Genomic DNA, 24,504 nt, shown 5'->3' with positions numbered 1-24,504 from the left:
CCACCGCGCCCCAGGCCCGTGATGTGGTCCGCGCCACGTCCGGTGGGCGCCGAGATGCCCGTAATCCCGGCCACCTTGGGTAGGCTCGGGGCGTGCCGAACACGCAGGAGACGCCCGTTCACGACATCCGGGTCATGATCATCGACGACCACGAGGTCGTGCGTCGTGGGATCGCGGAGATCGTCGACCGCGCCGAGGGCCTCACGGTCGTCGCGGAGGCCGGCTCGGTGGCCGAGGCCGTGCGCCGGGCGCAGCTCGTCCGGCCCGAGGTCCTCCTCGTCGACCTGCAGCTGCCCGACGGCACCGGCATCGACATCATCGCCACCCTGCGCGAGAAGGTGCCGGACGCCCGGCCCATCGTCCTGACGTCCTTCGACGACGACGACGCGCTCGCGTCCGCCCTCGCCGCCGGCGCCAAGGCCTACCTCCTCAAGACCGTCCGCGGCGCGGAGATCGCCGACGTCGTGCGGGCCGTGGCCGCGGGCCGCACCCTCCTGGACGAGCGGACGGTCACCCGCCGGCGCGCCGACCACGAGGACCCCACCGCCGACCTCACCCCGTCCGAGCGTCGCGTGCTCGAGCTCATCGGCGACGGCCTGTCCAACCGGGAGATCGGCGACCGGCTGGGCGTGGCGGAGAAGACCGTGAAGAACCACATCACGGCGCTGCTGTCGAAGATGGGTCTGCAGCGCCGCACCCAGGTCGCCGCCTGGGTCGCCGGGCAGCGCGCCGCCGGCTGGCGCGGCTGAACCTGCCGCACCGTGCGCCTGAGCCCGCCGGACCGGCTCGGCTGATCCTGCCGGCCGTGGCTAGCTGAGCGGCACCTGCCAGCTCATGAGGCTGCCCTGGCCGTGCTCGCTCTTGCCGAGGGAGAACGTCCCGCCGTGCCGCCGGGCACGGGTGGCGAGGTTGGCCAGTCCCGAGCGACGGCTCACGGTGGGGTCGACGCCGCCGCCGTCGTCCTCGACGTCGACCACCACCCGGCCGGTCGGGCCCGAGCCGAGCACGCTCACGCGCACCTGGACCGAGGCGGCCCGGGCGTGGCGGGCGGCGTTGGACAGTCCCTCGCGGACCACCGCGACGACGTCGTCGGAGATGTCGGCGTCGACCCGGTCGTCGATGATGTCGACCAGCCCGGCCTGGGCGTCGTCGTCGGAGATGACGGTGCCCTCGACGTCGATGACGAGCGAGGGCGCGTACCCCAGCGAGGTCCGGGCGAGCGAGGCCTCGCGCCGCAGCCGCTCGACGAGCACGACGGCGGTGTCCGGCTCGCGCAGGGAGTGCACGATGGCGCGGATCTGCTTGACGGACTCGTCCACGCTGGAGAGGGAGTCCTCGAGGAGGGTGGTCAGGGCGGGGTCGCCGCGCTCGGCGGCGGCGGTGCGGGCGGCCTCGAGCTGCATGCCGGTGGCGAAGAGCTGCTGGATGGCCAGGTCGTGGAGGTCCCGGCCGATGCGGGCGCGCTCGTCGAGCAGCGCCGCGACGTCCTGGGCGTGCCGGGCCGCGGCGAGCTCGAGGGCCAGCGCGGCCTGGCGGGCGACCGACTCGGCCATGGCCCGGTCGGAGGGGTCGAACTCCGGCCCGCCGATGCGCCGGAGCAGCAGGAGCACGCCCTTGCCCTCACCGCGCAGCATCATCGGCGCGTAGAGGGCCGGGCCGAACTGGGCGAGCTCGCGCAGGCGCAGCGTGCGCAGCCGGGTGAGGGAGTCGACGATGAGGCCGGTGCCCTCCTTGAGGACCGTCATCGCCCGGCCGTCGGGCGGGAAGACCAGGCCGAGGAGGTCCCCGGCGAGGTACCCGTCGGCGATCTCGCACGCCCAGGCGTCCCCGACCGAGGGCAGCACGATGAGCGCGGTGTCCGCCTCGGCGACGTCGCGGACCCGCGAGACGATCATCTCCAGGGCCTCCTCCTCCTCGGTGCCCTCGAGCAGCGTGGTGGTGATGTCCTGGCTCACGGCGATCCAGCGCTCGCGGTTGCGGGCCTCGGCGTAGAGGCGGGAGTTCTCGATGGCGACCGCGGCCGCCTCCGCCAGGCTCATCATGTCCTGGGCGTCGTGCTCGGTGAACCCACCCGGCTTCTCGGCCAGGTACAGCCGGCCGAAGACCTGCTCGTTGACCCGCACCGGCACCCCGAGGAAGGAGTGCATCGGGGGGTGGCCGGGTGGGAAGCCGCCGAAGTCGGGGTGCTGGGTGAGGTCGTCCAGCAGCAGCGGGCCGTCGACGGGGATGGCGCCGAGCACGCCGTACCCCCGCGGCGGGTGCTTGAGGACCGCCTGCTCCTCCTCGCTGACGCCCACCTGGACGAACGCGGTGGTGTTGCCGCGGCTGTCGAGGACGCCGAGCGCGGCGTAGCGGGCCCCGGACAGGCGGGCGGCCCGGTCGACGAAGTTCTTCAGCGCCGACTGGACGTCCAGGTGCGAGGTGAGGTCGATCGCCGCGCCGAGGAGGGAGGAGGTGTTCGAGGCGATGGTGTCCGGTCGCCGGTCCGCGCCGCCGGTGGCGTCGGTGGCCCGGCGGACGTGGATGCCGTCGTCGCGGGTGGCCTCGGCGCTCATCGTCGCTCCTCCTGCTCGGCGGCCCACCGGTAGGCGGGCACGGTGGCCAGGAGCTCCGCGTGCGAGCCCCTGGCCTGCACGGTAGCCGGTGCGGGCGGGCTCTCGCCCGCGTCCCCCGCCGGGCCGAGGACCACGACCTCGTCCGCGGCGCCGAGGGCGGCGAGCCGATGGGTCACCAGCAGGACCCCGCGGCCGGCGACGTCCCGCCCGGCACGCAGGAGGTCGGTGACCAGGCGGTCGGCGGTGGCCGGGTCCAGGTGCTCCGCGGGCTCGTCGAGCAGGAGGAGCCGGGCCGGGCTGGCGAGCGCCCGCGCCAGGAGCAGGCGCCGGCGCTCCCCGCCGGAGATCGTGGCGGCGTCGGTGCCGAGCCCGGTGGCCGTCCCGGCGGGCAGCCCGGCGAGCCACTCGCCCAGACCGGCGCGGCGCAGCAGGTCGGCGGCGGCGTCCTCGGTGAGGTCGCCGCGGGCGACGCGGAGGTTCTCCAGGACGGTCGTGGCGAAGACGTGCGCCTCCTCGGCCGTGAGGACGACCTGCCGGCTGACCTCCTCGCGGGAGCGGCCCCACACGTCCGTCCCGTCGAGGGTGACCGTGCCGGCCCGCGGCGGCAGCAGCCCGGCCAGGGTGAGGAGGAGCGTGGTCTTGCCGATGCCGCTGGGTCCGACGACGGCGAGCGCACGGCAGGGCGCGAGGTCCAGGTCCAGGCCTGCCGCGACGACCGGGCCGCCGGGCCAGCCCACGGCCAGGCCCCGGGCGCGCAGCCACGGTCCGCCGGGGTGGGCGCCGGTGGTCAGCGCCGGTGCCGCGAGGGCCGGCCCGACGGCTGCGGGTGCGGATCCGGCGGGTGCGGCTGCGGGTGCGGATCCGGCGGGTGCGGGTGCGGGTGTCGGTCCGGCGGGCGGCTCGGGCCCGTCCGGGTCGGCGGCGTCGAGCAGGGCCATGACCCGCACCGCCGAGCCGGCGGACCGGACGAGCTGGACGGCCGCCGGGCCGAGCATGGCGGTGCCCTCGAACGCGGCCAGCGGGGTGAGGACGACGACGGCGAGCTCGACCGGCTGGAGCGTGCCCGCCACGGTGGCGGGGATGCCCAGCACGAGGGCCCCGAGCACGGCCGCCCCCATGGCGAGGGTGTCGATGCCCGCGGCGAGCGCGGCCGGCCGCGCGGCGGCGTCCTTGGCGGCGGCCAGCTCGCGCTCGGTGCGGCCCAGGTCGCGCAGGAGCGGTGCGACGCGCCGCGAGACGGTGAGCTCGGCGGCGCCGTCGACCATCGTCATCGCCGTGGCGGCGAGCTCACCGCGGGCGAGGACCTGGGCGTGCTCGGCGAGCCGCGCCGACCGCATGCTCAGCCACGGCCCGAGGACGCCCGCGACGAGCAGGCAGACGGCCAGCACGGCGCCCGCGGCCGGGTGCAGCCACGCGACGAGGACGACCGACCCGACCCCGACGACCGCTGCGACCACCGCGGGCAGCAGGGCGCGGACGACGACGTCGCCGACTGCGTCGACGTCGGCCCCCGTCCGGGCCAGGAGGTCCCCGCGGCGCAGGCCGGCGACGGCGTCGGTGCGACCGGCGGCGAGCCGGCGGTAGACGGTCTCGCGCAGCGCCGCCATGCCGCGCAGCGCCACCAGGTGTGAGGCGAGGCGCTCGAGGTAGCGCAGCACCGCGCGGGAGATGCCGAAGGTCCGCACGGCCACCGCGGCGACCGACAGCTCCAGCACGGGCGGCATCTGGGAGGCGCGGGCGATGAGCCAGGCGGAGGTCGCCGTGAGCGCCACGGCGCTGCCGAGGCCCGCGCTGCCGGCGAGGACCGCCCACAGCAGGCGCACCCGGTCCAGGGCCAGCAGGCCGACGGCCCGGCGCAGCGCCTGGCGCTCGTCGGCCGGCAGCACACCGGCGCCGGGACGCTCGGCCACCGCCGGCGGTGCCGGTGGGGCGGGCGCGGTCATGACCGCACCTCGGCAGGCTCGGCGGTGGCCGGGGCCGAGGCGACCGTGACGACGTGGTCGGCCAGGTCGAGCAGGGCGGCCCGGTGGGCGATGACGACGACGGTGCGGCCCTGGTCGCGCAGGGCCGCCACGGCGTCCAGGACCTGCTGCTCGGCGGCCGCGTCGAGGTGGGCGGTCGGCTCGTCGAGGACGACGAGCGGGGCGCTCCCGAGGAGGGCCGCGGTCAGGGCGAGACGTTGACGCTGGCCCACGGAGAGCCCCACCCCGCCGTGGCCCAGGGGCGTCTCCCACCCGCGGGGGAGCTCGGCCAGGACGGTGTCGAGGCCGGTGGCGCGCGCGGCGGCCGTGGCGTCGTCGTCGACCGGCCGGTCACCGAGGACGTTCGCCCGCACGGTCCCGGGCACGATGACCGGGCGTTGCGGCACCCAGGTGACCTGGTCGAACCACGAGCCGGGCTCGACGTCGGCGAGGTCGAGCCCGGCGGGTCCGGCGTCGGCGTCGGCGGGCTCGGCGCCGGCCGGCCGGGTCCGGCCGGCGGCAGGAACGTCCTCCAGGCGCACCGACCCCTCCTCCGGCCGAAGGAGACCGAGGACCACCTGCGCGGCCGTCGTCTTGCCGGCGCCCGAGGGGCCGGCGAGGGCGACCACGCGACCGGGGTGCAGGCGCGCGCTCAGCCGCCACGGCGCCCACGTCGCCCGGCCCGGTGCCGCCACGCTCACGCCGTCGAGGACGATGTCGGTGCGGCGGAGGTCGGGTGCGGGCACGGTGCCGGGCGTGGCCGGGCGCTCCTCGAGGACGGCGAAGGCCTGCTCGGCGGCCGCGACGCCGTCCGCGGAGGCGTGGAAGTGCGATCCCACCTCGCGCAGCGGGCGGTACACCTCGGGCGCGAGCATGAGCACGGTCAGGCCGGTGGTGAGGTCGAGCCCGCCGTAGACCATGCGCATGCCGATCGTCACCGCCACGAGCGCCACGGAGATCGACGCGAGGAACTCCAGCACGGCGCCGGAGAGGAAGGCGACCTTGAGCGTGGCCATCGTCGTGCGGGTGTAGGCCTGCCCCAGCTCACGCACCCGCGCGGCGGGTCCGCGCTCCCGGCCGAGGGCCTTGAGGGTGGCCAGGCCGGCGAGGAGGTCGAGGAGCTGGGCGCCCAGACGCTGCATCGCGACGAGCCGCTCCGCGGCGAAACGCTGGGTGAGCACCCCGATGAGCCACATGAACACCGGGATGAGGGGGATCGTCGCGGCGACGATGAGCGCCGAGGTGAGGTCCAGGCCGAGGATCACCAGGACCGTGGCGGGGGTGACCGTGGCGGCGAGCAGCAGCTGGGGGAGGTAGCGCACGAAGTAGGGCTCGAGGTCGTCCAGCCCCCGCGTGGCGAGGGTGACAACCCGCGGGCCGTTGCCGTCGGCGAGCCACCGCGGGCCGAGCGCCACCGCCCGGGCGAGCACCTGCTCGCGGAGCTCGGCGACGACGTCACGGGCGGCGCGGTGGGCGAGGGACTCCTGGACGACCAGGACGACGGCGCGCAGCACCAGCACCCCGGCCAGGGCGGCCACGAGCGGCGCGGCCTGCGCCCAGCCCGCACGGCCCTCGACGACGGGGGAGACCGCGCGGGCGACGAGCACGGCCTGGGCGACCACGGCCGCGGCGGTGACGAGCCCTGTCACCGCCGTCAGGGCGATGTAGCGGCGGGCCGCCCGGGCGTGCCTGAGCAGGCGTGGGTCGAGCGGCTTCACCGCCTCAGTGTGCCCCAGTGGTCGACTCGAACGCGCGGACGTCGGTGGGGTGGAGGCCGTCGTCGCCACCGCCCGGGGCGGCGACGATGCGCTTGCGGAACACCCAGTACGTCCAGCCCTGGTAGGCCAGGACGACCGGCACGAAGAACAGGGCGACGATGCTCATCACCGTCAGGGTGGCGTCGGTCGAGGCCGCCTGGTCGATGCTCAGCGACCACGCCGGGTCCAGCGAGGAGGGCATGACGTTGGGGTACATGGTCCCGAAGATGAGGACCACGGCCGCGACGATCGCGACGGCGTTGAGGACGAACGCCCAGCCCTCGCGGCGCTCCCGGGCGGCCACGACGACGCCGACGAGCGCCACGGCGGCCACGACCAGCGGGACCCAGGTGAGGGCGTGGGCGGAGAACGCCAGCTGCGCCCACACGGCCCACACCCCGGCGACGACGAGGGACAGGACCGAGAGCCGGGCGGCCAGGGCGCCGGCGCGGTGGCGGATCTCGCCGTCGGTCTTCAGCGCGAGGAAGACCGCGCCGTGGGTGAGGAACACCGTGGCGGTCATGACGCCGCCGAGGAGGGTGAACGGGGTGATGAGCGAGAAGAACCCGCCGACGAGCTGGTGGTTGCCGTCGACCACCTCGATCTCCATGCCCTGGACGAGGTTGGCGAACGCCACGCCCCACAGGACCGCGGGGATCCAGGCGCCGACGGTGTGGGCCCAGTCCCAGCGGCCGCGCCAGCGCGGGTCGTCGATCTTGGCGCGCCACTCGATCGCGACGATGCGGATGATGAGCGCGAAGAGGATGAGCAGCAGCGGCAGGTAGAAGCCGGAGAACATCGTGGCGTACCACTCGGGGAACGCGGCGAAGGTGGCGCCGCCCGCGGTGAGCAGCCACACCTCGTTGCCGTCCCAGACGGGCCCGATGGTGCGCAGCATGGCGCGGCGCTCGTTCTCGTCACGGGCGAACGGGCGCAGCAGCATGCCCACGCCGAAGTCGAAGCCCTCGAGGACGAGGTAGCCGGTCCACAGGACCGCGATGAGCAGGAACCACAGGAGGGGGAGGTCCACGGCGTGTCTCCAGGTCGGGGGCGGTCAGTACGCGAAGGACAAGGTCGGCGCGGGCTCGTCGGTGCCCTGCGGCGCGTCGGTGACGTCCTCGGGCAGCGGGCGCACCCCTTCGCGGACGTAGCGCCGGATGAGCATGAACCACACCACGCCGAGCGCCGCGTACAGCAGGGTGAAGACCACCAGCGAGGTGATGACCGAGCCGGCCGAGACGACCGTGGAGACCCCGTTCTGGGTGAGGAGGTACACCTGGTCGACCGGGTTGGCGGGGTTGGGGTGGACGACCCAGGGCTGGCGGCCCATCTCGGTGAAGATCCAGCCGAAGGACGCCGCGAGGAACGGCATGGGCAGGGCCAGCAGGCTCAGCCGGGAGAACCACACCTTGTCGGTGACCCGGCCCTTGCGCAGGAGCCACAGGCCGGCCAGCGCCAGGGCGGCGGAGAAGACCGCCAGCCCGATCATGAGCCGGAAGCTCCAGTACGTGACCATGAGGTTGGGGGTGTAGTCGACCTCGCCGAAAGTCTCGGAGTAGCGCTCGGTGTACTCGGCCTGGATGTCGTTGACGCCGGGGAGGTAGCTCTCCGGGCCGCTGAAGGAGCCTGTGCCGAGGAAGGAGGTCAGGCCCGGGATCTCGAGGATGGCGTGGGCGCTCTCGCAGCTGTTGGACAGGTCGCCGATGGTCAGCAGCGAGAACGAGGCCCCCTCGGTGCCCTCGCACAGCGCCTCGGCGGCGGACATCTTCATGGGCTGCTGCTCGTACATGAGCTTGCCCTGGATGTCGCCGGTGCCGACGACGCCGATCCCGGCCAGGACGATCGTGACGAGGCCGACGTACGCCCCGCGGCGCCACACCTGGCGCGCCTCGTTCTCCCGCCCGGCGCGCACCGAGCGCACGATCCACCAGCCGCAGATGCCGGCGACGAACGTGCCCCCGACGAGGAACGCCGAGGTGATGGTGTGCGAGAACGCGGCGAGGAGGGTGTTGTTCGTCATCACCTCGAGGAAGCCGCCGACGCCGTCGAGCTCGGCCCGGCCTGTCTCGGGGTTGTAGACCGCGCCGACCGGGTGCTGCATCCACGAGTTCGCCGCGAGGATCCAGTACGCGGAGATCGTCGAGCCCAGTGCCACCATCCAGATGGAGAGGCTGTGCAGCCAGCGGGGGAGCTTGCCCTCGCCGAAGATCCACAGGCCGAGGAACGTCGACTCGAGGAAGAACGCCGCGAGCGCCTCCACGGCGAGCGGGGCGCCGAAGATGTCGCCGACGAAGCGGGAGTACTCCGACCAGTTCATCCCGAACTGGAACTCCTGCACGATGCCCGTGGCCACGCCCAGGGCGAAGTTGATGAGGAGGATCTTGCCGAAGAACTTCGTCAGGCGGTGCCAGTGCTCCTTGCCGGTGCGCACCCACGCGGTGTGCATGCCGGCCACCAGGGGCGCCAGGCCGATCGTCAGCGGGACGAGGACGAAGTGGTAGACGGTCGTGATGCCGAACTGCCACCGAGCCAGGTCGAGTGTCTCCACCTGCGAAGCCCTTCTCAGATGCGGGGAGGGGGTCGCGCCGCGCCCGGGACGGGCTGTGCGAGCACGAGTTCTGCCACGTCCAAACCTACGATCGGGCCCTGCCACCGACCGGGACCAAGGTCCCGGGAGATGACGGGACGTCAGGACCACCCGGTCCGCCCCGCGCGCGTCCCGCCCGGACGGGGCCGCCCTGTGAGATACTCCGTGATGGTCGGAGAGCAGATCCACACCCCGTTCTCCGGTCCGACGACGTCGCGACCGCCTCGTACCGGGCGCCCACCTCGCGCCGCCTCGCCAGACCAGGTGAGTGCGCTGCAGCAGGGGCACCGGTGCAGGCACCGCCGAGCCGGAGACGGCAGGCGGGTCGTCCCGTTCGTCGGCGGCGGGCCGCGCACCGGATGCGCACCCGACGTACACCAGGACTTCCGTCCACGGCTCGCCGCGGACGATTGACGCCCGAGGGCGCCGGCAGGGTGTGGACGGCGTCCCGGGTGGAGAGGCTCACCCCATGAGCGACAACGACAGCACCACCCCGGCCGAGACCACCACCGCCGAGGCCACCGGCGCCGAGGCCACCGAGGCCCCCAAGCGACGCACCCGGTCCCGCCGCGCCACCGCCCCCGCCGGCGCAGCGACGACGGCGGAGGGGGCCACCCCCGAGGCGGGTGCACCCGACGAGGCCGCCGCGGCCCCCGCGGCGAAGAAGGCACCCGCCCGGCGCAGCCGCGCCAAGACCCCGCCGGCCACCACGGAGGGTGGCGACGCCGGGCCGGCCGGGCAGGCACCTGCCGAGGCTCCCGCCGCGGACGCTCCCGCCGCGGACGCCGGCTCCACCGTGGCCCCGGCCGCGGAGGGCGAGGCGCCGAAGAAGCCCCGCACCCGCCGCGCGTCCACCCGCAAGACCGCCGAGGCCGTTCCTCCCGCCGGCGACGCACCTGTCCTCGCCGGGGACGCACCTGTCCTTGCCGGGGACGCACCTGTCCTTGCCGGGGACGCACCTGTCCCCGCGGGCGAGGCACCGGTCCCCGCCGAGACGGCCGACCGGTCCGAGGCCGAGCCGGCACCGAAGAAGACCCGCGCCCGCCGCACCATCAAGAAGGCGGCGTCCACCGACGCGGCCACCGACGCCCCGAGCGAGACGATCGCCGGGGGACAGACCTCGCCGGCCGCTGAGACCGCGGAGACCGGGTCTGCGCCGTCCGCCGAGGTCCGCAGCGCCGACGCAGCGCCCGTGGGGACCGCCACCGGGAGCGGCGCTGCCGAGACCGGCGTGTCCGAGACCGGCGTGTCCGGGACCGACGTGGCCGAGGACGGCGCGGCCGGGACCGGCAAGCGCCCGGCCCGTCGCAGCCGCCGGGCCACCGCGCCCGCCCGCTCGCCGGAGCAGAAGATCGACGTCCTCGCCGAGCTGGGGCTCGGCGGTCCCGCCGCTCCCGCCGACGAGCCGCCGACGGAGGAGACGGACGAGGACGAGGACGACGAGCTCGCCCTCGCCGACGAGACCCAGAACGCTGCTGAGGTCAGCGACTCCGGCGCGGAGCCGGCCGAGGGGCCGCGACTGCCCGCGGCCGCCCTGCTGTTCCAGGCGCCCGACACCAGCCGCGCCCGCCCGCGCCGCCGGGCCTCCGCCCCCGCGGGTGCACCGGTCCCGGCCACCGAGCGCGCCGAGCGGACCCAGTCCGAGACCGCGACCGCCGAGGCCGCGACCACCGAGTCGGAGCCGGCCGCCGAGGAGCCGCGTGGCCGTCGTCGCGGAGGCCGTCGCAAGCCGGCCGAGCAGCCGGTGACGGAGCAGCCGACCGCCGAGGACGAGCTGCCGGAGGAGACCGGTGGCGCCACCGAGGAGCCCGAGGAGGGCGCCGAGGACTCCGGCGACGAGGAGCGCGGCGGTCGCCGTCGTCGTCGCCGTGGCGGACGTGGACGTCGTAACCGCGGCGGCCAGGGCGAGAGCGGTGGCGAGGACGACGAGGAGCCGCCCACCGAGGACGAGCCCGAGGAGGAGCCCGAGTCCGGTGAGGACGAGGGCGAGGAGGGCGGCTCGAGCTCGCGTCGCCGTCGCCGGCGCCGCCGTTCGGGCCGGTCCGGGGAGGCCGAGGAGCCCCGTCCCGCCCGGGACGAGGTCACCGCGCTCAAGGGCTCGACGCGTCTGGAGGCCAAGCGTCAGCGTCGCCGGGAGGGCCGTGAGGCCGGGCGTCGCCGACCCACGCTGAGCGAGGCCGAGTTCCTCGCCCGCCGCGAGGCGGTCGACCGCAAGATGATCGTCCGGGAGAAGGACGGTCTCAACCAGATCGCCGTGCTCGAGGACGGCATCCTCGTCGAGCACTACGTCGCCCGTCACACGCAGACCTCGATGGTGGGCAACGTCTACCTCGGCCGCGTGCAGAACGTGCTGCCGTCGATGGAGGCCGCCTTCGTCGACCTCGGCAAGGGCCGCAACGCCGTCCTCTACGCCGGCGAGGTCAACTGGGACGCCGCCGGGATGGAGGGCCAGCCCCGCCGCATCGAGCAGGCGCTGAAGTCCGGCGACACCGTGCTCGTCCAGGTCACCAAGGACCCGATCGGGCACAAGGGCGCGCGTCTGACCTCGCAGATCACCCTCGCGGGGCGGCACCTCGTGCTCGTGCCGTCCGGGGCCATGACGGGGATCTCCCGCAAGCTCCCGGAGAACGAGCGGGCGCGGCTGAAGAAGCTCCTCAAGGAGATCGTCCCCGAGGGGGCCGGGGTCATCGTGCGCACGGCGGCCGAGGGTGCCTCGGAGGAGCAGCTGCGCGCCGACGTCGAGCGCCTCACCAAGCAGTGGGCCGACATCGAGTCCAAGGCCAAGAACGCCAAGGCCGCGCCGCTGCTGCTCAAGGGCGAGCCCGAGCTCGCCGTGCGGGTGGTCCGCGACGTCTTCAACGAGGACTTCGAGTCTCTCGTCGTCTCGGGTGGCGGGGCCTGGGAGACGATCTCGGGGTACGTCCGCGACCTCTCGCCGGACCTCGCCCACCGCATGCACCACTGGACGAGCGAGCGCGACGTCTTCGCCGAGCACCGCGTCGACGAGCAGCTGGCCAAGGCGATGGACCGCAAGGTCTGGCTGCCCTCCGGCGGCTCGCTCGTCATCGACCGCACCGAGGCCATGACCGTCGTCGACGTCAACACGGGCAAGTTCACCGGCTCCGGGGGCACGCTCGAGGAGACGGTCACCCGTAACAACCTCGAGGCCGCCGAGGAGATCGTCCGCCAGCTCCGCCTGCGTGACATCGGCGGGATCATCGTCATCGACTTCATCGACATGGTCCTCGAGTCCAACCGCGACCTGGTCATGCGCCGGCTCCTGGAGTGCCTGGGCCGGGACCGGACCCGTCACCAGGTCGCCGAGGTGACCTCGCTCGGCCTGGTCCAGATGACCCGCAAGCGCGTGGGCCAGGGCCTCGTCGAGGCCTTCTCCACCCCCTGCGAGGTCTGCAACGGCCGAGGGTTCGTCGTCCACGACGCCCCGGTCGAGCGCAGCGCCAACGGCACCGCCGTGGAGGAGGCGCCCCCGAGCGCACGTCGTCGTGGGGGCCGCAAGGGCAGTGGTGGCTCCCAGCCCGAGGCCGCACCCGAGCCGAAGGAACAGGCGGAGGACCCGGCCGCCGTCGCTGCGCGCGAGGCCGTCAAGGCCACGCTCGCGACGATCGCGGCGGCCGCCGCCAGCGCGCACGAGCACGACCACGAGCACGACACTGAGCACCCCAGGTCGGAGTCCGACAGCTCCGGGACGGGCTCGACGGGCAAGGAGACCGAGCTGACCGCACGCGCCATCGGCGAGGAGCTCGGCGCACTGCGGGCGTCCGCGGGCGCGCCGTCCGAGGTGGACGGGGCCCGGTCGGAGCAGAGTGCTGTCGCCGAGGTCTCTGCGGCCGACGTCACCACGGCCTCGGTCGCCGAGCCGGCGGAGGCCGCCGAGCCGGCCGTCGAGTCCACCGGCGTCATCGGTGCACCGGCCCCGGCCGCAGCGGTCACGCCGGCGTCGCCCGGCGATGTGGCAGCGGATGAGACGCCTTCCGCCCCCGCACCTCGGCGGGCGCGACGCAGCCGACGGGTCGTCGCGAGTGGCGTCGTCACGCCGCCGTCCTCGACGCCCGAGGGCCAGCAGCAGTAGTCGAGCGCAGGTCCTCGGACCTGGCAGGCGGGGGTCGGACCACACGGTCCGGCCCCCGCCTCGTCGTGGTCCGCTGGTTCGGCCGGAGTTCGCGAAGTTTCCACAGAAGCGGCCAAACGCTAGCCGGACACCGCGGGTCGCTAATACCGTCTGCCCATGGTGCTGGGGGAGAGACGACCGCGGACGATCGTCGGGGCGACGGCGGCGCTGTCGCTGTCCGTCCTGCTCGGCGGGTGCACTGACGGATCAGCGGGAACTCCGACCCCCACCGTCTCCGCGTCCGAGGCGCCGTCGGTGGCGCAGTCCAGCGCGGCGCCCGAGCCGACGACCGCCGCTCCCTCGGCGGAGGTCGAGAAGCCCGTGCCGCCAGAGGCGATGCGCCGCGACGACGTCGCCGGCGCGGAGGCCGCCGCGCAGTACTTCCTCGAGCTGTACCCGTATGTCTATGCCACCGGTGATCTGACCGAGTGGGACGCGATGTCGGATCCGGCGTGCAAGTTCTGCGAGAGCGTTGCTGAGAATGCGCTGCAATTGCACGCGTCCGGCGGGTACCAACTCAGTGACGGGTACGAGGTGACCGCTGTCGATTCTCGAAGTTCTGATGACGCGACCCCGTATACAGCCGTATGGGTTGATGCGACCGAGGGGCGCTCCACCCGTGTGACGGAATCGGGTGAGGCTGAGGAGTTCGAAGGAGGACCGGTCGAGTTTGATTTCGCCATGGCCCGACAGGGTGAGGAGTGGACGGTGCGAGGTGTAGAAGTTAGGCACGCTGAGGCGGAGGGCGCTTGATGCATTCGGCAATGAGGATCGCAGGCGCTTCAGTTCTGATTACCGCTGCCTCGCAAGCCCTACTGATGAGTGCTGCATCCGCCGCGCACAGTGGCTCAACAGTGGTTACCGGCGAGGCGAGCGACTCTTCCGTGGAACTCGGAGCGTCTCGAAGTGAATCCCATGGGGGCGTCCCAACAGGCTCGTCTCAGCCGAACCGCGGATCAGGTTCAGGTAATGCAGGTGGTGGTGGCTCGGCGTCGGGGCCAGCCGCGCCCCCGCCGTGCTTCGTGTACATCCCCATCGGCAACGGCGTCTACGAGATCGACTTCACCGCGTGCGGGGAGTCGTTCCTCGTCGACTACACCGACACTGCGCCGTGGATGATCGCTCCGGCCCCGGGGGACCCGGCAGCACCGGGCGCCCCTGCGCCGCTGCCCGTCGTCGTGACGGCGCAGGACATGCAGCGACTTCCCATCGAGCCGGGCGGCCTGACCGTGCAGCCGGACCGCGGCTGGGTGCTCGTCAACCTGGACACCGTGGTGTGGACCGACGGCGACGCCCAGACCTTCGACACGGTGGTGCTCGGCACGCCGGTCCAGGTGCGGGTGACCCCGGTGGACTACACGTGGGACTTCGGTGACGGCTCGGCGCCGCTGGTGACCACGGACCCCGGTGCGCCGTACCCGAACCACTCCGTCTCGCATGTCTACGACCGTGCCGCGGAGGGCACCGCCGTCGAGCTCACCACGAGGTGGTCGGGCGAGTTCCAGGTGGCCGGCTCCGGCACGTGGCTGCCGGTGGCGGGCCTGGCGACGACGACCGAGACCTCCGCGCCGTTCGACGTTCGCACCGCTGAGGCGAGCCTGACCGACGGCTGAGCGCAATGTCCCGAGTGGCGAGGCCCCCGACGGGGGCATCCTCGGTGACAATGAGGTGCTTGCACACGACGGGAGAACCAACATGACCAGCTCACTGCGCCATGCGCGCGGCGTCGTCGGGGTGGCCGCGCTCGCGGCCGCGTCCCTCGCCCTCGCAGCCTGCACCCCTGGCTCGAACACCGGCTCGGAGGAGACCTCGGAGCCCACCACCGGCGAGGCGGCCGAGGTGGTCACCGACATCTCGGACCTGGAGGACCAGACCCTCGTGGTGTGGGACCAGGAGGTCCGTGGCGGGCAGAACGAGCAGATGGAGCGCCTCAACGAGGCCTTCATGGAGCAGTACCCGAACATCACGATCGAGCGGAACTCGCAGGCCTTCGAGGACCTCGAGACCACCCTGCCGCTCGCCCTCACCGGTGACGACGCCCCCGACGTCGTCCAGGCGAACAACTCCCGCGGCCAGATGGGCCGGTTCGTCGGTGCCGGCCAGCTCGTGCCGCTCGACCCGTGGGCCGAGGCCTACGGCTGGACCGAGCGCTACCCCGAGTCGGTCCTGCAGTACTCCAGCTACAGCGAGGACGGCGCGACGTTCGGCGAGGGCAACCTCTACGGCATGCCGCAGGTCGGTGAGATCGTCGGCGTCTTCTACTCCAAGCCCAAGCTCGAGGAGCTCGGACTGGAGGTCCCCGAGACGTGGGCGGACTTCGAGGCCCAGCTCGCCACCATCAAGGACGCCGGCGAGACCCCGCTCCTGCTGGGCAACATCGAGCAGTGGCCCGCGCTGCACGTCTTCGGACCCGTCCAGGGCGCCTACGTCGACAGGGCTGAGATCCGCACCCTCGGCTTCGGCAACGAGGGCGCCAGCTGGACCGCCGACTCGAACCTCCAGGCGGCCACGACCATCCAGGAGTGGGCCGAGTCCGGCTACTTCAACGAGGGTTTCAACGGCGCCGACTACGACGCCGTCTGGCAGTCCCTCACCGAGGGTGGCGGTGTCTACCTCATCGGCGGCTCGTGGCTCGCGGCCGACCTCGAGGCTGCCATGGGCGAGGACGTCGGCTTCTTCCCGCCGCCGGCTGTCGAGGGCGCCGAGACGTCGGTGACCACCGGTGGCACCGGCCTGCCCTTCACCATCACCTCCGCAGCCGAGACGCCCGACGTCGCGGCGGCGTACATCGACTTCATCACCAGCGCCGACGCCATGGCGATCCTCGCCGAGACCGGCAACATGCCGGTGGTGGAGACGGCGGAGCACCTGCCCGAGGGCGGCGTCCAGTCGGAGATCTTCACCGCGTTCGACGAGGTCAGCCAGAACGACGGACTCGTGCCCTACCTCGACTACGCCACCCCGACGATGGCGGAGACCATCGGGCAGGCCCTGCAGGCGCTCATGGCTGGGGAGATGACCCCGGAGGAGTTCGCCGAGGCCGTCGAGGCGGACTATGCGGACTTCGTCGCCTCGAACCAGTGACGCGGCGGTGCGGGGCCCCGGCGGCCCCGCACCCGTCCGTCGGCGGAGCCGTTACGGCCTGACGCCCTACTGGTTCCTGCTGCCCGCGCTCGTCGTCTACGCGCTGTTCCTGCTCTACCCGCTCGGCCGGGCCGTGCAGATCTCCCTCTACGACTGGGACGGACTGAGCCTGGCGACCTTCGTCGGGCCGGCGAACTACGCCGACGTCCTCACCGACGACCGGCTCCGCAGCGCCTTCGGGCACTCCCTCGTGCTGATCTTCTTCTTCGCGGTGCTGCCGCTGGGCATCGGGCTCGTCCTGGCCGCCCTGCTGACCCGTGGCCAGGTCCGCGGCATGGGGTTCTTCCGCACGGTCATCTTTCTCCCGCAGGTCATCGCGATGGTCGTCGTCGCCGTCGCCTGGCGTCAGATCTACGCGCCGGACGGGCAGCTCAACACCCTGCTGCGTGCCGTGGGCCTCGACGCCCTCACGCGCACCTGGCTGGGGGACTTCACCCTCACCCTCCCCGCCGTGGGGCTGATCGGCACGTGGGTCTCCACCGGCCTGGTGACGGTCCTGCTCATGGCCGGGATGTCGCGGATCCCCACCGAGCTGTACGAGGCCGCCACCCTCGACGGCGCCGGTGCGGTGCGCAGCTTCCTCTTCATCACCGTGCCGTCGGTGCGTGCGGAGGTCGTCGTCGCCCTGACGATGACGATCATCGCCGCGCTGAAGACCTTCGACCTCGTCTACGTCACCACGTCCGGGGGCCCGGGGGCGACGACGACGGTCCCCAGCTTCGAGGTCTACCGTCGCGCCTTCCAGCTCGGCGAGGTGGGTTCCGCCGCCGCGGTCGCCGTCGTCCTGACGGTCCTCATCTTCGGGATCAACATCGCCGTGAACCGCATCGGGGAGCGGGAGTCATGAGCGCGTCCCGTCCGGCGGACGCGTCATGAGGATCTCCGCGGGGGAGCGCGCCACCAACTACGCCATCCTCATCCTCTTCGCCGTCGTGGCGCTCGCGCCCGTCCTGACGATCCTCCAGGCGGCGCTCGCCCCCGAGACACCGCAGGACGCCCTGACGGGCCCTCCGCTCCACGTGGAGAACTTCGGCCGCGCCTGGGAGCAGGGCCGGTTCAGCGAGTACATGCTCAACTCGGTCGTCGTGGGCGTCATCGTCGTCTCGATGGCCACGACCTTCTCGATCATGGCGGGGTACGCCTTCGGGGCGTTCACGTTCCGCGGCTCCCAGGCGCTGTTCTACCTGTTCCTGCTGGGCATCATGGTGCCCACCGAGGCCATCGTCGTGCCACTGTTCTTCGACCTCCAGGCCCTGGGGCTCACCAACACCGTGTGGGCGATCGCCCTGCCGCAGGTGGCCCAGTCGGTGGCCTTCGGCACCTTCTGGATGCGCGCGTACTTCCGGGGCGCGAACCGCTCCCTCATCGAGGCCGCCCGGCTGGACGGCGCCGGGCACCACCGGGTGCTGTGGCAGGTGCTCGTCCCGGTCGCGCGCCCCGCAATCGTCACGCTCGTCCTGCTGACGTTCATGTGGACGTGGAACGAGTTCCTCATCCCGCTGGTGATGTCGCCCAACGCGCAGCTGCGCACGGCGCCGCTCGGGCTCGCGCTCTTCCAGGGCCAGTACGTCCAGGGCACGACGCTGCTCGCCGCCGCGGCCGTGCTCGTGGCCCTGCCGGTCGTGGTGCTCTACCTCGTCCTCCAGCGCCACTTCATCCAGGGGATGCTCGAGGGAGCGGTGCGCGAGTAGCGGGACCGCGCCCCGGCGCGCGAGCGGCGGGTCCGGGTAACGTCGACGACATGAGAATCGTCATCGCCGGTGGACACGGCAAGATCGCCCTCATCCTCTCCCGTCAGCTCGCCGGCCGCGGCGACGAGGTGGTCGGCCTGATCCGGAACCCCGCCCACGAGGCCGATGTGCGCGACGCCCGCGCCGAGCCGGTCCTGCTGGATCTCGAGACGGCCTCCCTCGACGAGGTGGCCGCGGTCCTCGCCGGCGCCGACGCCGTCGTGTTCGCCGCCGGGGCGGGGGCGGGCAGCGGTGCCGCCCGCAAGGACACTGTCGACCGGGGCGCGGCCGTCCTCCTCGCCGACGCGGCGGAGCGCGCCGGGGTGCGGCGCTACGTGATGATCTCCTCGATGGGCGCCGCCACCGGCGGCGAGCCGGGCATGGACGACGTCTTCGCCGCCTACCTCGACGCGAAGAAGGCCGCCGACGACGACCTCATGGCCCGCGACCTCGACTGGACGGTCATCCGGCCCGGTGGGCTCACCGACGACCCGGGCACCGGCACGGTCAGCGTGGGCCGCCCCGGCCGGGGCACGATCCCGCGCGAGGACGTCGCCCGGGTCGTCGTCGCCGCCCTGGACGACCCGGCCACGGCCGGGGTGGTCACCGAGGTCGTCTCCGGGCCGCACCGGGTGGCAGTCGCCCTGGCGGATCTGACCGACTGAGCGCGCGGCGCCGGTCCAGCCCGGCCGCCGCTCGCGCCAGCCTGGTCTCGATCTCCAGGACCGAGCACGACATCTCGCCGGCGTCCACCGCCCCGGAGGCGAGGAGCCACCGCACGAGCGAGTCGACGACGAGCAGCTGGGCGTGCGCGTCGGCCACCGAGGGCAGGAGCCACTCGGCGTCGACGAACCCGGGCAGGGCGGCGACGAGTGCCTCCGGCCCGGTCACCCGGGCCACGGCGCCCGCCGGGTCGAGCTGGCGCTCGGCCTCGACGAGCGCCCGCTCCGGGGTGGTGAGCCACTGCTCGGCCTCGGTGTCGAGGTAGACGTCGAGGTGGCGGCGCACGAGGCGGCCGCGCGCGTGGAGCGCGGGGTGCTGCAGCAGCCGCGACCGCGCCCAGAAGACGCCGATCACCTGCTCGGCGGAGAGGGGCACCGTGTCCATGAGTGCACCGTCCCACCCACCACTGACATCGGGCTCAGCCGCGCCGGAGCAGCCGCGGCTCGATCCGCTCCTCCGCGGCGGCGCCGGCCGCCCGGCGAGTGACCACGTACGCGCCCTTGCCCGGCACCTCGGTCACCGCCTCGGCCAGCTCGGTGCCGCGATACAGCAGGCCGACCCCGTCGTCCGTGCAGTACGTGGTCCCCAGCTCCCCGGCGGCGACGAGCTCGTGCACGAGCGGCCGGCGGCGAGGCTCGGAGTCGTAGTGCACCCCGTTGGCGTACGGCACGAGTCCCAGCCCGTCGTGGACGGCGCGCAGCTCGGGCCCGAAGGAGTCGGTCGTGCCGGACGTGTGCCAGCAGATCGAACCGGCGCTGACGCCGGCCAGCACGACGCCGGCCTCCCACACCCGGCGGAAGATCGCGTCCAGACCGTGCACCCGCCACACCGCGAGGAGGTTGGCCACAGACCCGCCGTCGACCCACACGACGTCCTGCTCGAGCAGGTAACCCTCGACGTCGTCGACGTTGGGCATGGTGAACAGCCGCAGAGGGCTCAGCGTGTAACCGGCCAGGCGCGCCGCCTCGTACCGCTCGGCGATCACCCAGCGCTGGTCGCCGCCGGCGGTGCCGAGGTAGCCCAGCCGGGGCGCTCGCCCGCTCACCCCGGACAGCTCGACGGCGTGGTGGACCAGCGGACCGAGCTCGAGCTGGGTGCGCCGTCCGGGCACGTACCCGCCCGACGTGGCGAGGATGGTGGGGGAGTCGGCGGGCACAGGACCTCCAGGTCTCGGGACGACCGACGCTACCGGTGGGTGCGCCGGCTGACCCGACGTGACGGGCCCGGTCCCGCTGGGGCGGGGCCTCCGCGCTGCCCGAGCGGCTGCCGCGCTCGCGTATCCTTGTGCCGGATCCCACAGGGCAGGACCGCTGGTGGGGCCCCGTGGACATTTGCCCGTAGGACCCCCAGCGCGTAACCTAGAGCGTCGGTGCGCCTCCGCGGCGCGCCTGTTCCGTGAAGTCCGGCAGGCCCGGCGGGATCTCAGGTCCCCGGGCAGCTGTGACCCCACCCGTAACGACAGAGATGAGCAGCAACGTGGTGTACGCGATCGTCAAGGCCGGCGGCCGTCAGGAGAAGGTGTCCGTCGGCGACGTCGTCGTCGTCGACAGGCTGACCGGTGAGGTCGGCGAGACCGTCGAGCTCGAGCCGATCATGCTCGTCGACGGTGACAAGGTCACCACGGGCGCCGGCGACCTCGGCAAGGTCAAGGTCACCGCCGAGATCGTCCGGGCCGAGAAGGGCCCGAAGATCTCGATCATGAAGTTCAAGAACAAGACCGGCTACCGCAAGCGCCAGGGCTACCGCAGCCAGCGCACGCGCCTGAAGGTCACCGGCATCAACTGACTCGCGGCCCGCCAGGGTCCGTTCGTACCAACCACACGAAAGCAGGTTCGAGATGGCACACAAGAAGGGCGCCAGCTCCTCCCGGAACGGCCGCGACTCCAACGCCCAGCGTCTGGGCGTCAAGCGCTTCGGCGGCCAGGTCGTCAAGGCCGGCGAGATCATCGTCCGCCAGCGCGGCACCCACTTCCACCCCGGCCTGAACGTCGGCCGTGGCAAGGACGACACCCTCTTCGCCCTCGAGCCCGGCGCCGTCGCCTTCGGCCAGCGCCGCGGCCGCAAGGTCGTCGACATCGTCCTGGCCGACGCCTGAGCAACACCTTCAGCTCCGGGCAGGGGCGGACGGCGCACAGCCGTCCGCCCCTGTTCCATGCCTGAGGCAGGCAGGACCGCACCACCCACGGAGCGCCCCACGGCGCGCCGGACCCGAGAGAGAGGACGACGGCGATGGCCACCTTCGTCGACCGCGTGGTTCTCCACGTCGCCGCGGGCGACGGCGGGAACGGCTGCGCCTCCATCCGGCGCGAGAAGTTCAAGCCGCTCGCCGGCCCCGACGGCGCGAACGGCGGCAAGGGCGGTGACGTGATCCTCGTCGTCGACCCCCAGACGACGACGCTGCTGCCGTACCACCACTCCCCGCACCAGCGCGCGACGTCCGGGACCCAGGGTGCCGGTGACATGCGCGCGGGCAGGACGGGGGAGGACCTGGTGCTCCCGGTCCCCGACGGCACGGTCGTGAAGACTCTCGACGGTGACGTCCTCGCCGACCTCGTCGGTGCCGGCACCCGGTTCGTCGCCGCCCAGGGCGGTCACGGCGGGCTCGGCAACGCCGCCCTGTCCTCGCCGCGTCGCAAGGCTCCCGGCTTCGCCCTGCTGGGCGAGGAGGGCGAGCAGGTCGACCTCGTCCTCGAGCTGAAGTCCGTCGCCGACGTCGCGCTCGTGGGCTTCCCGAGCGCCGGGAAGTCCTCCCTCATCGCGGCCATGTCCGCTGCGCGTCCCAAGATCGCCGACTACCCGTTCACCACCCTCGTGCCCAACCTCGGCGTCGTCCAGGCCGGCTCGGAGCGCTACACCGTCGCCGACGTGCCGGGCCTCATCCCCGGTGCCTCGCAGGGCAAGGGCCTCGGGCTGGAGTTCCTGCGCCACATCGAGCGCTGCGCCGTCGTCGTCCACGTCCTCGACTGCGCCACGCTCGAGCCCGGCCGCGACCCGGTGAGCGACCTCGACACCATCGAGGCCGAGCTGGCCGCCTACGCCGGGGACCTCGACCTCGCCGGGGGGCGGGTGCCGCTCATGGAGCGCCCCCGCGTCGTCGTCCTCAACAAGATCGACGTCCCCGAGGCGCGGGACCTCGCCGAGATGGTCCGGCCCGAGCTGGAGCAGCGCGGCCTGCGGGTCTTCGAGATCTCGACGGCGAGCCACGAGGGTCTGCGGCAGCTGTCGTTCGCGCTGGCCGAGATCGTGGCGCGGGCGCGGGCCGAGGCCCCCACGCAGGAGGCCACCCGGGTGATCCTGCGGCCCACCGCCGTCGACGACGCCGGGTTCACCGTCACGCGCCGCAACGGCCCGGACGGGGTGTTCTACCAGGTGCGCGGCGCCAAGCCCGAGCGGTGGGTCCGTCAGACCGACTTCAACAACGACGAGGCCGTGGGCTACCTCGCCGACCGGCTCAACCGGATCGGCGTCGAGGACCAGCTCTACCGCGCCGGCGCCGTCGCGGGCGACACGGTCGTCATCGGCGCGGTCGAGGGCGGGGTCGTCTTCGACTGGGAGCCCACCATGCAGACCGGTGCCGAGCTGCTCGGTCCGCGCGGCACCGACCTGCGGCTGGAGGAGACCGCTCGGCCGACCCGTGCGGAGAAGCGCCGCGGCTACCACGAGCTCATGGACGCCAAGAGCGCCGCTCGCGACGAGCTGTGGACCGAGCGTCAGCACGGCGTGTGGACCGATCCCGAGGACGTCGACGACCAGACCTCCTGACGGGAGTCGGCTGACGGCTGGGGCGACGGGCGCCCCAGATGTCCGGCGGCGCCGGGGCGGTGCCCCACTTGCCGTGCCCCCGCGTGAGTTCGGTGCGACCGTAGGCGCATGAGCGAGGACGAGCGCATCGCACCGCCCGACGAGGACTCCGGCCGCCGCGCGGCGCGGCCGACCACCTCGGGTCCCGCCGACCGGACCTACGGCGCGGCGGACGCGGACCGGTCGGACGAGCTGGCCCCGTCGCCCGCCGTGCACGGCGAGGAGGGCGGGGGCGACCCCGCCGCCGGCGCCGAGGCGGACACGGCCGTCGGGGACGACGAGGACCGGGAGCGGCCTCGCGGCTTCACGCCGTAGCGGGGCTCCGGGCTCTCAGCCCGGCGGGATGTTGTGGTTGAGCCGGAAGAGGTTCTCCGGGTCATAGCGGCGCTTGAGCGCCACCAGCCTGGCCGTCGCCTGCTCGCCGTAGATCGTCCGTGCCCAGGCGGCACCGTCGCTCACCTCGGACCCGCCCATGAAGTTCACGTACAGCCCGCCGGTCGCGAACGGTGCCATGTCGGCCGCGAGGCCACGGACGAAGGCCGTGTGGTGGGCGTCGTCCGCGGGGTCGGCCCAGAAGCCGTAGACGTTGAGCCAGAACCTGGCCGACCGTGCCGGGAAGGGCGAGCCGCCCGCGGGCTCCCGCTCGTACGCCCCGGCCATGTGGTGGATGTCGTACCCGGTGCCGACCCAGGTCTGCTCGGTGCCGCGTCGGACGAGGACCTCGATCACCTCGTCGTCGAGACGGTCGAACGAGGCGTTCTTCCAGTAGGCGCGGGAGCCGGGGGGCAGGAAGGCGTCCTGCGCCGTCTGGACGTCCCTCCAGGTGGCCGGTCCCGACTCCTCGGCGTCCGGCGGGGCGACGGCCCGCAGCTCGGCGACGACGGCCTCGCCGGCGTCATGGTCGGGCAGGGCCCAGACGTAGCCGACCATGAGGATCGGGTCGTCGCCGGCGTTCAGCTCCGGGGGTGGAGTCATGACGGAGACGATGGTCTGCATGGCCTCGGGCATCTTGCGGGTCCACCGTTCGTAGGCAGCGAGCACCTCCCGCCAACGGGGCCGGCCGTACAGGAGCGTGCCCGCGAGGACCCGTTCGGGCAGGGGGTGGGCGCGGAACGTCAGGGAGACCGCGACACCGAAGTTCCCGCCGCCGCCCCGGAGGCCCCAGAGCAGCTCCGGGTCCCCGTCGTCGGCGGCGCGCACCACCTCGCCCGTCGCGGTCACCACGTCGGCCGCCAGGAGGTTGTCTGCCGCCAGCCCGTACGCCCGTGTCAGCCAGCCGACACCACCGCCGAGGGTGAGCCCACCGGCCCCCGTGCGTGAGACGACCCCCAGCGGGACGACGAGACCGTGCGGCGCCGTCGCGGCGTCCACGTCGGCGAGGAGCGCGCCGCCCCCGGCGGTCACGGTCCGTGCGCCGGGATCGGTCCTGACGGCGTTCAGCGCCCCGAGATCCAGGACGATGCCGCCGTCGACCGTGCCGTTGCCGGCGACGCCGTGCCCGCCGCCGCGCACAGCGAGCGTGAGCCCGTGGTCGCGGGCCACGAGAACGGTGTGCCGCACGTCCTCCACCGAGGAGGCCCGCACGACGGCGAGCGGACGCGCGTCGACCATGCCGTTCCAGACCCGCCGCGCGTCGTCGTAGCCGTCGTCGCCTGGCTCCAGTACCTCTCCTGCGACCCGCTCGCGCAGGCCGTCGACTGGTTCGGCCACGGTTGGTCCGTCGTCCATGTCCATCCCACCTCGACCGCCCGGCAGGGGCACGGACGACCCAGGGCGGCATCGGGCGAGCCCGCGACAGGGGCCGCGCACGCGCGCCGCGGCTCCTCGCCGTCGGGGTGCAGCAGCCCCGGCACCCCCTGCAGTCGCCGGAACGCGCGCCCGGCGGTGAGACCTCCATGGTGCGCCGGGGACGAACCGGGCACAAGGGTCAGGACTCGGGACGAGACGCCGCCGTACGGCCCTAGCGCCATCGGGGCTCTTCGCATCGGCGTCGCATCTGCATCGTCGTCGCAGCTGCATCCGAACCTCTCAGCGATGCTCTCGCTCCATCGAGTGACCTCGAACATCGGGTCTGACAACGGCCGCGGGATGACGTCCTGAGTCGTCAGCAGTCAGCG

At 73.5% G+C, this 24,504-nt stretch carries 20 protein-coding genes; 12 read left to right on the top strand and 8 right to left on the bottom strand.

Annotated features, from left to right (window positions below):
* The first annotated feature begins 134 nt into the window (after positions 1–134).
* Positions 135–749, top strand: coding sequence for a response regulator (locus tag EDD32_RS00150; RefSeq protein WP_123919976.1), 615 nt, complete (start codon positions 135–137; stop codon positions 747–749).
* 60 nt (positions 750–809) lie between these two features.
* Here EDD32_RS00150 and EDD32_RS00145 read toward each other — a convergent pair whose 3' ends face one another.
* The 5 genes from EDD32_RS00145 to EDD32_RS00125 are packed head-to-tail and all read right to left on the bottom strand — an operon-like array spanning position 810 to position 8,821.
* Positions 810–2,555: a GAF domain-containing sensor histidine kinase gene (locus EDD32_RS00145; RefSeq protein WP_123913559.1), complete on the bottom strand. Its 1,746-nt coding sequence runs from the start codon at positions 2,553–2,555 to the stop codon at positions 810–812.
* Positions 2,552–4,498: a thiol reductant ABC exporter subunit CydC gene (gene cydC, locus EDD32_RS00140; protein WP_123913557.1), complete on the bottom strand. Its 1,947-nt coding sequence runs from the start codon at positions 4,496–4,498 to the stop codon at positions 2,552–2,554. The genes EDD32_RS00145 and cydC overlap by 4 nt, the downstream gene beginning before the upstream one ends.
* Complete coding sequence (gene cydD / locus EDD32_RS00135) at positions 4,495–6,234, bottom strand: thiol reductant ABC exporter subunit CydD (RefSeq protein ID WP_123913555.1); 1,740 nt, start codon at positions 6,232–6,234, stop codon at positions 4,495–4,497. Before cydD ends, cydC begins: the two co-directional genes overlap by 4 nt.
* A gap of 4 nt (positions 6,235–6,238) precedes the next feature.
* A complete protein-coding gene (cydB, locus tag EDD32_RS00130) occupies positions 6,239–7,303 on the bottom strand; it encodes a cytochrome d ubiquinol oxidase subunit II (RefSeq protein WP_123913553.1) in 1,065 nt (354 codons plus the stop codon).
* Between the two features lie 24 nt (positions 7,304–7,327).
* A complete protein-coding gene (locus EDD32_RS00125; protein ID WP_123913551.1) occupies positions 7,328–8,821 on the bottom strand; it encodes a cytochrome ubiquinol oxidase subunit I in 1,494 nt (497 codons plus the stop codon).
* A 508-nt stretch (positions 8,822–9,329) separates the two neighbouring features.
* Between EDD32_RS00125 and EDD32_RS00120 the strand changes: the two genes are divergently transcribed.
* From EDD32_RS00120 to EDD32_RS00090, 7 genes are all read left to right on the top strand, one after another.
* Positions 9,330–12,950 carry an Rne/Rng family ribonuclease gene (locus tag EDD32_RS00120; protein WP_123913549.1) on the top strand — a complete coding sequence of 1,207 codons (3,621 nt, stop codon included), beginning with the start codon at positions 9,330–9,332 and terminating at the stop codon, positions 12,948–12,950.
* A 156-nt stretch (positions 12,951–13,106) separates the two neighbouring features.
* A complete protein-coding gene (locus EDD32_RS00115) occupies positions 13,107–13,742 on the top strand; it encodes a DUF6318 family protein (protein WP_123913547.1) in 636 nt (211 codons plus the stop codon).
* Between the two features lie 269 nt (positions 13,743–14,011).
* Positions 14,012–14,602 (top strand): PKD domain-containing protein, encoded by a 591-nt coding sequence (locus EDD32_RS00110; protein WP_123913545.1) that lies wholly within the window; start codon positions 14,012–14,014, stop codon positions 14,600–14,602.
* Between the two features lie 82 nt (positions 14,603–14,684).
* On the top strand, positions 14,685–16,073 hold the full coding sequence (locus EDD32_RS00105; RefSeq protein ID WP_123913543.1) for an ABC transporter substrate-binding protein: 1,389 nt from the start codon (positions 14,685–14,687) through the stop codon (positions 16,071–16,073).
* Positions 16,045–16,980 carry a carbohydrate ABC transporter permease gene (locus EDD32_RS00100; protein WP_123913541.1) on the top strand — a complete coding sequence of 312 codons (936 nt, stop codon included), beginning with the start codon at positions 16,045–16,047 and terminating at the stop codon, positions 16,978–16,980. Before EDD32_RS00105 ends, EDD32_RS00100 begins: the two co-directional genes overlap by 29 nt.
* A 25-nt stretch (positions 16,981–17,005) precedes the next feature.
* Entirely contained in the window at positions 17,006–17,824 is an 819-nt protein-coding gene (locus EDD32_RS00095) for a carbohydrate ABC transporter permease (protein WP_123913539.1), read from the top strand.
* Between the two features lie 50 nt (positions 17,825–17,874).
* On the top strand, positions 17,875–18,528 hold the full coding sequence (locus EDD32_RS00090; protein WP_123913537.1) for an SDR family oxidoreductase: 654 nt from the start codon (positions 17,875–17,877) through the stop codon (positions 18,526–18,528).
* Here the strand turns inward: EDD32_RS00090 and EDD32_RS00085 are convergent.
* Entirely contained in the window at positions 18,467–18,970 is a 504-nt protein-coding gene (locus tag EDD32_RS00085; RefSeq protein WP_123913535.1) for a hypothetical protein, read from the bottom strand. The two genes, EDD32_RS00090 and EDD32_RS00085, sit on opposite strands and share 62 nt — an antisense overlap.
* Before the next feature lie 34 nt (positions 18,971–19,004).
* Positions 19,005–19,742, bottom strand: coding sequence for a Type 1 glutamine amidotransferase-like domain-containing protein (locus EDD32_RS00080; protein ID WP_123913533.1), 738 nt, complete (start codon positions 19,740–19,742; stop codon positions 19,005–19,007).
* 308 nt (positions 19,743–20,050) lie between these two features.
* On the opposite strand from EDD32_RS00080, the gene rplU reads away from it, so the two are divergent.
* The 4 genes from rplU to EDD32_RS00060 all read left to right on the top strand — a co-directional run bounded on the left by rplU (position 20,051) and on the right by EDD32_RS00060 (position 22,702).
* A complete protein-coding gene (gene rplU / locus EDD32_RS00075) occupies positions 20,051–20,371 on the top strand; it encodes a 50S ribosomal protein L21 (RefSeq protein WP_123913532.1) in 321 nt (106 codons plus the stop codon).
* A gap of 52 nt (positions 20,372–20,423) precedes the next feature.
* Positions 20,424–20,681: a 50S ribosomal protein L27 gene (gene rpmA, locus EDD32_RS00070; protein ID WP_123913530.1), complete on the top strand. Its 258-nt coding sequence runs from the start codon at positions 20,424–20,426 to the stop codon at positions 20,679–20,681.
* A 134-nt stretch (positions 20,682–20,815) separates the two neighbouring features.
* Complete coding sequence (gene obgE / locus EDD32_RS00065) at positions 20,816–22,348, top strand: GTPase ObgE (protein WP_123913528.1); 1,533 nt, start codon at positions 20,816–20,818, stop codon at positions 22,346–22,348.
* Positions 22,349–22,456: 108 nt separating this feature from the next.
* On the top strand, positions 22,457–22,702 hold the full coding sequence (locus EDD32_RS00060) for a hypothetical protein (protein ID WP_123913526.1): 246 nt from the start codon (positions 22,457–22,459) through the stop codon (positions 22,700–22,702).
* Between the two features lie 15 nt (positions 22,703–22,717).
* On the opposite strand, the gene EDD32_RS00055 is transcribed toward EDD32_RS00060, so the two are convergent.
* Entirely contained in the window at positions 22,718–24,115 is a 1,398-nt protein-coding gene (locus tag EDD32_RS00055) for an FAD-binding oxidoreductase (protein ID WP_246005898.1), read from the bottom strand.
* Positions 24,116–24,504: the final 389 nt, after the last annotated feature.

Source organism: Georgenia muralis (assembly GCF_003814705.1).
In the GTDB taxonomy this organism is placed as follows: domain Bacteria; phylum Actinomycetota; class Actinomycetes; order Actinomycetales; family Actinomycetaceae; genus Georgenia; species Georgenia muralis.
This window is presented reverse-complemented; position numbering and strand designations above follow the sequence as displayed.

What these genes read in the sequence shown, in the direction of transcription:
- EDD32_RS00120 (WP_123913549.1), top strand. Translation starts at nt 9,330, where the DNA reads ATGAGCGACAACGACAGCACCACCCCGGCCGAGACCACCACCGCCGAG.
- EDD32_RS00105 (WP_123913543.1), top strand. Translation starts at nt 14,685, where the DNA reads ATGACCAGCTCACTGCGCCATGCGCGCGGCGTCGTCGGGGTGGCCGCG.
- cydC (WP_123913557.1), bottom strand. Translation starts at nt 4,498, where the DNA reads ATGACCGCGCCCGCCCCACCGGCACCGCCGGCGGTGGCCGAGCGTCCC.
- EDD32_RS00090 (WP_123913537.1), top strand. Translation starts at nt 17,875, where the DNA reads ATGAGAATCGTCATCGCCGGTGGACACGGCAAGATCGCCCTCATCCTC.
- EDD32_RS00060 (WP_123913526.1), top strand. Translation starts at nt 22,457, where the DNA reads ATGAGCGAGGACGAGCGCATCGCACCGCCCGACGAGGACTCCGGCCGC.
- EDD32_RS00095 (WP_123913539.1), top strand. Translation starts at nt 17,006, where the DNA reads ATGAGGATCTCCGCGGGGGAGCGCGCCACCAACTACGCCATCCTCATC.
- EDD32_RS00150 (WP_123919976.1), top strand. Translation starts at nt 135, where the DNA reads ATGATCATCGACGACCACGAGGTCGTGCGTCGTGGGATCGCGGAGATC.
- EDD32_RS00085 (WP_123913535.1), bottom strand. Translation starts at nt 18,970, where the DNA reads ATGGACACGGTGCCCCTCTCCGCCGAGCAGGTGATCGGCGTCTTCTGG.
- EDD32_RS00055 (WP_246005898.1), bottom strand. Translation starts at nt 24,115, where the DNA reads ATGGACGACGGACCAACCGTGGCCGAACCAGTCGACGGCCTGCGCGAG.
- rplU (WP_123913532.1), top strand. Translation starts at nt 20,051, where the DNA reads ATGAGCAGCAACGTGGTGTACGCGATCGTCAAGGCCGGCGGCCGTCAG.
- rpmA (WP_123913530.1), top strand. Translation starts at nt 20,424, where the DNA reads ATGGCACACAAGAAGGGCGCCAGCTCCTCCCGGAACGGCCGCGACTCC.
- EDD32_RS00145 (WP_123913559.1), bottom strand. Translation starts at nt 2,555, where the DNA reads ATGAGCGCCGAGGCCACCCGCGACGACGGCATCCACGTCCGCCGGGCC.
- EDD32_RS00115 (WP_123913547.1), top strand. Translation starts at nt 13,107, where the DNA reads ATGGTGCTGGGGGAGAGACGACCGCGGACGATCGTCGGGGCGACGGCG.
- EDD32_RS00100 (WP_123913541.1), top strand. Translation starts at nt 16,045, where the DNA reads ATGCGGACTTCGTCGCCTCGAACCAGTGACGCGGCGGTGCGGGGCCCC.
- obgE (WP_123913528.1), top strand. Translation starts at nt 20,816, where the DNA reads ATGGCCACCTTCGTCGACCGCGTGGTTCTCCACGTCGCCGCGGGCGAC.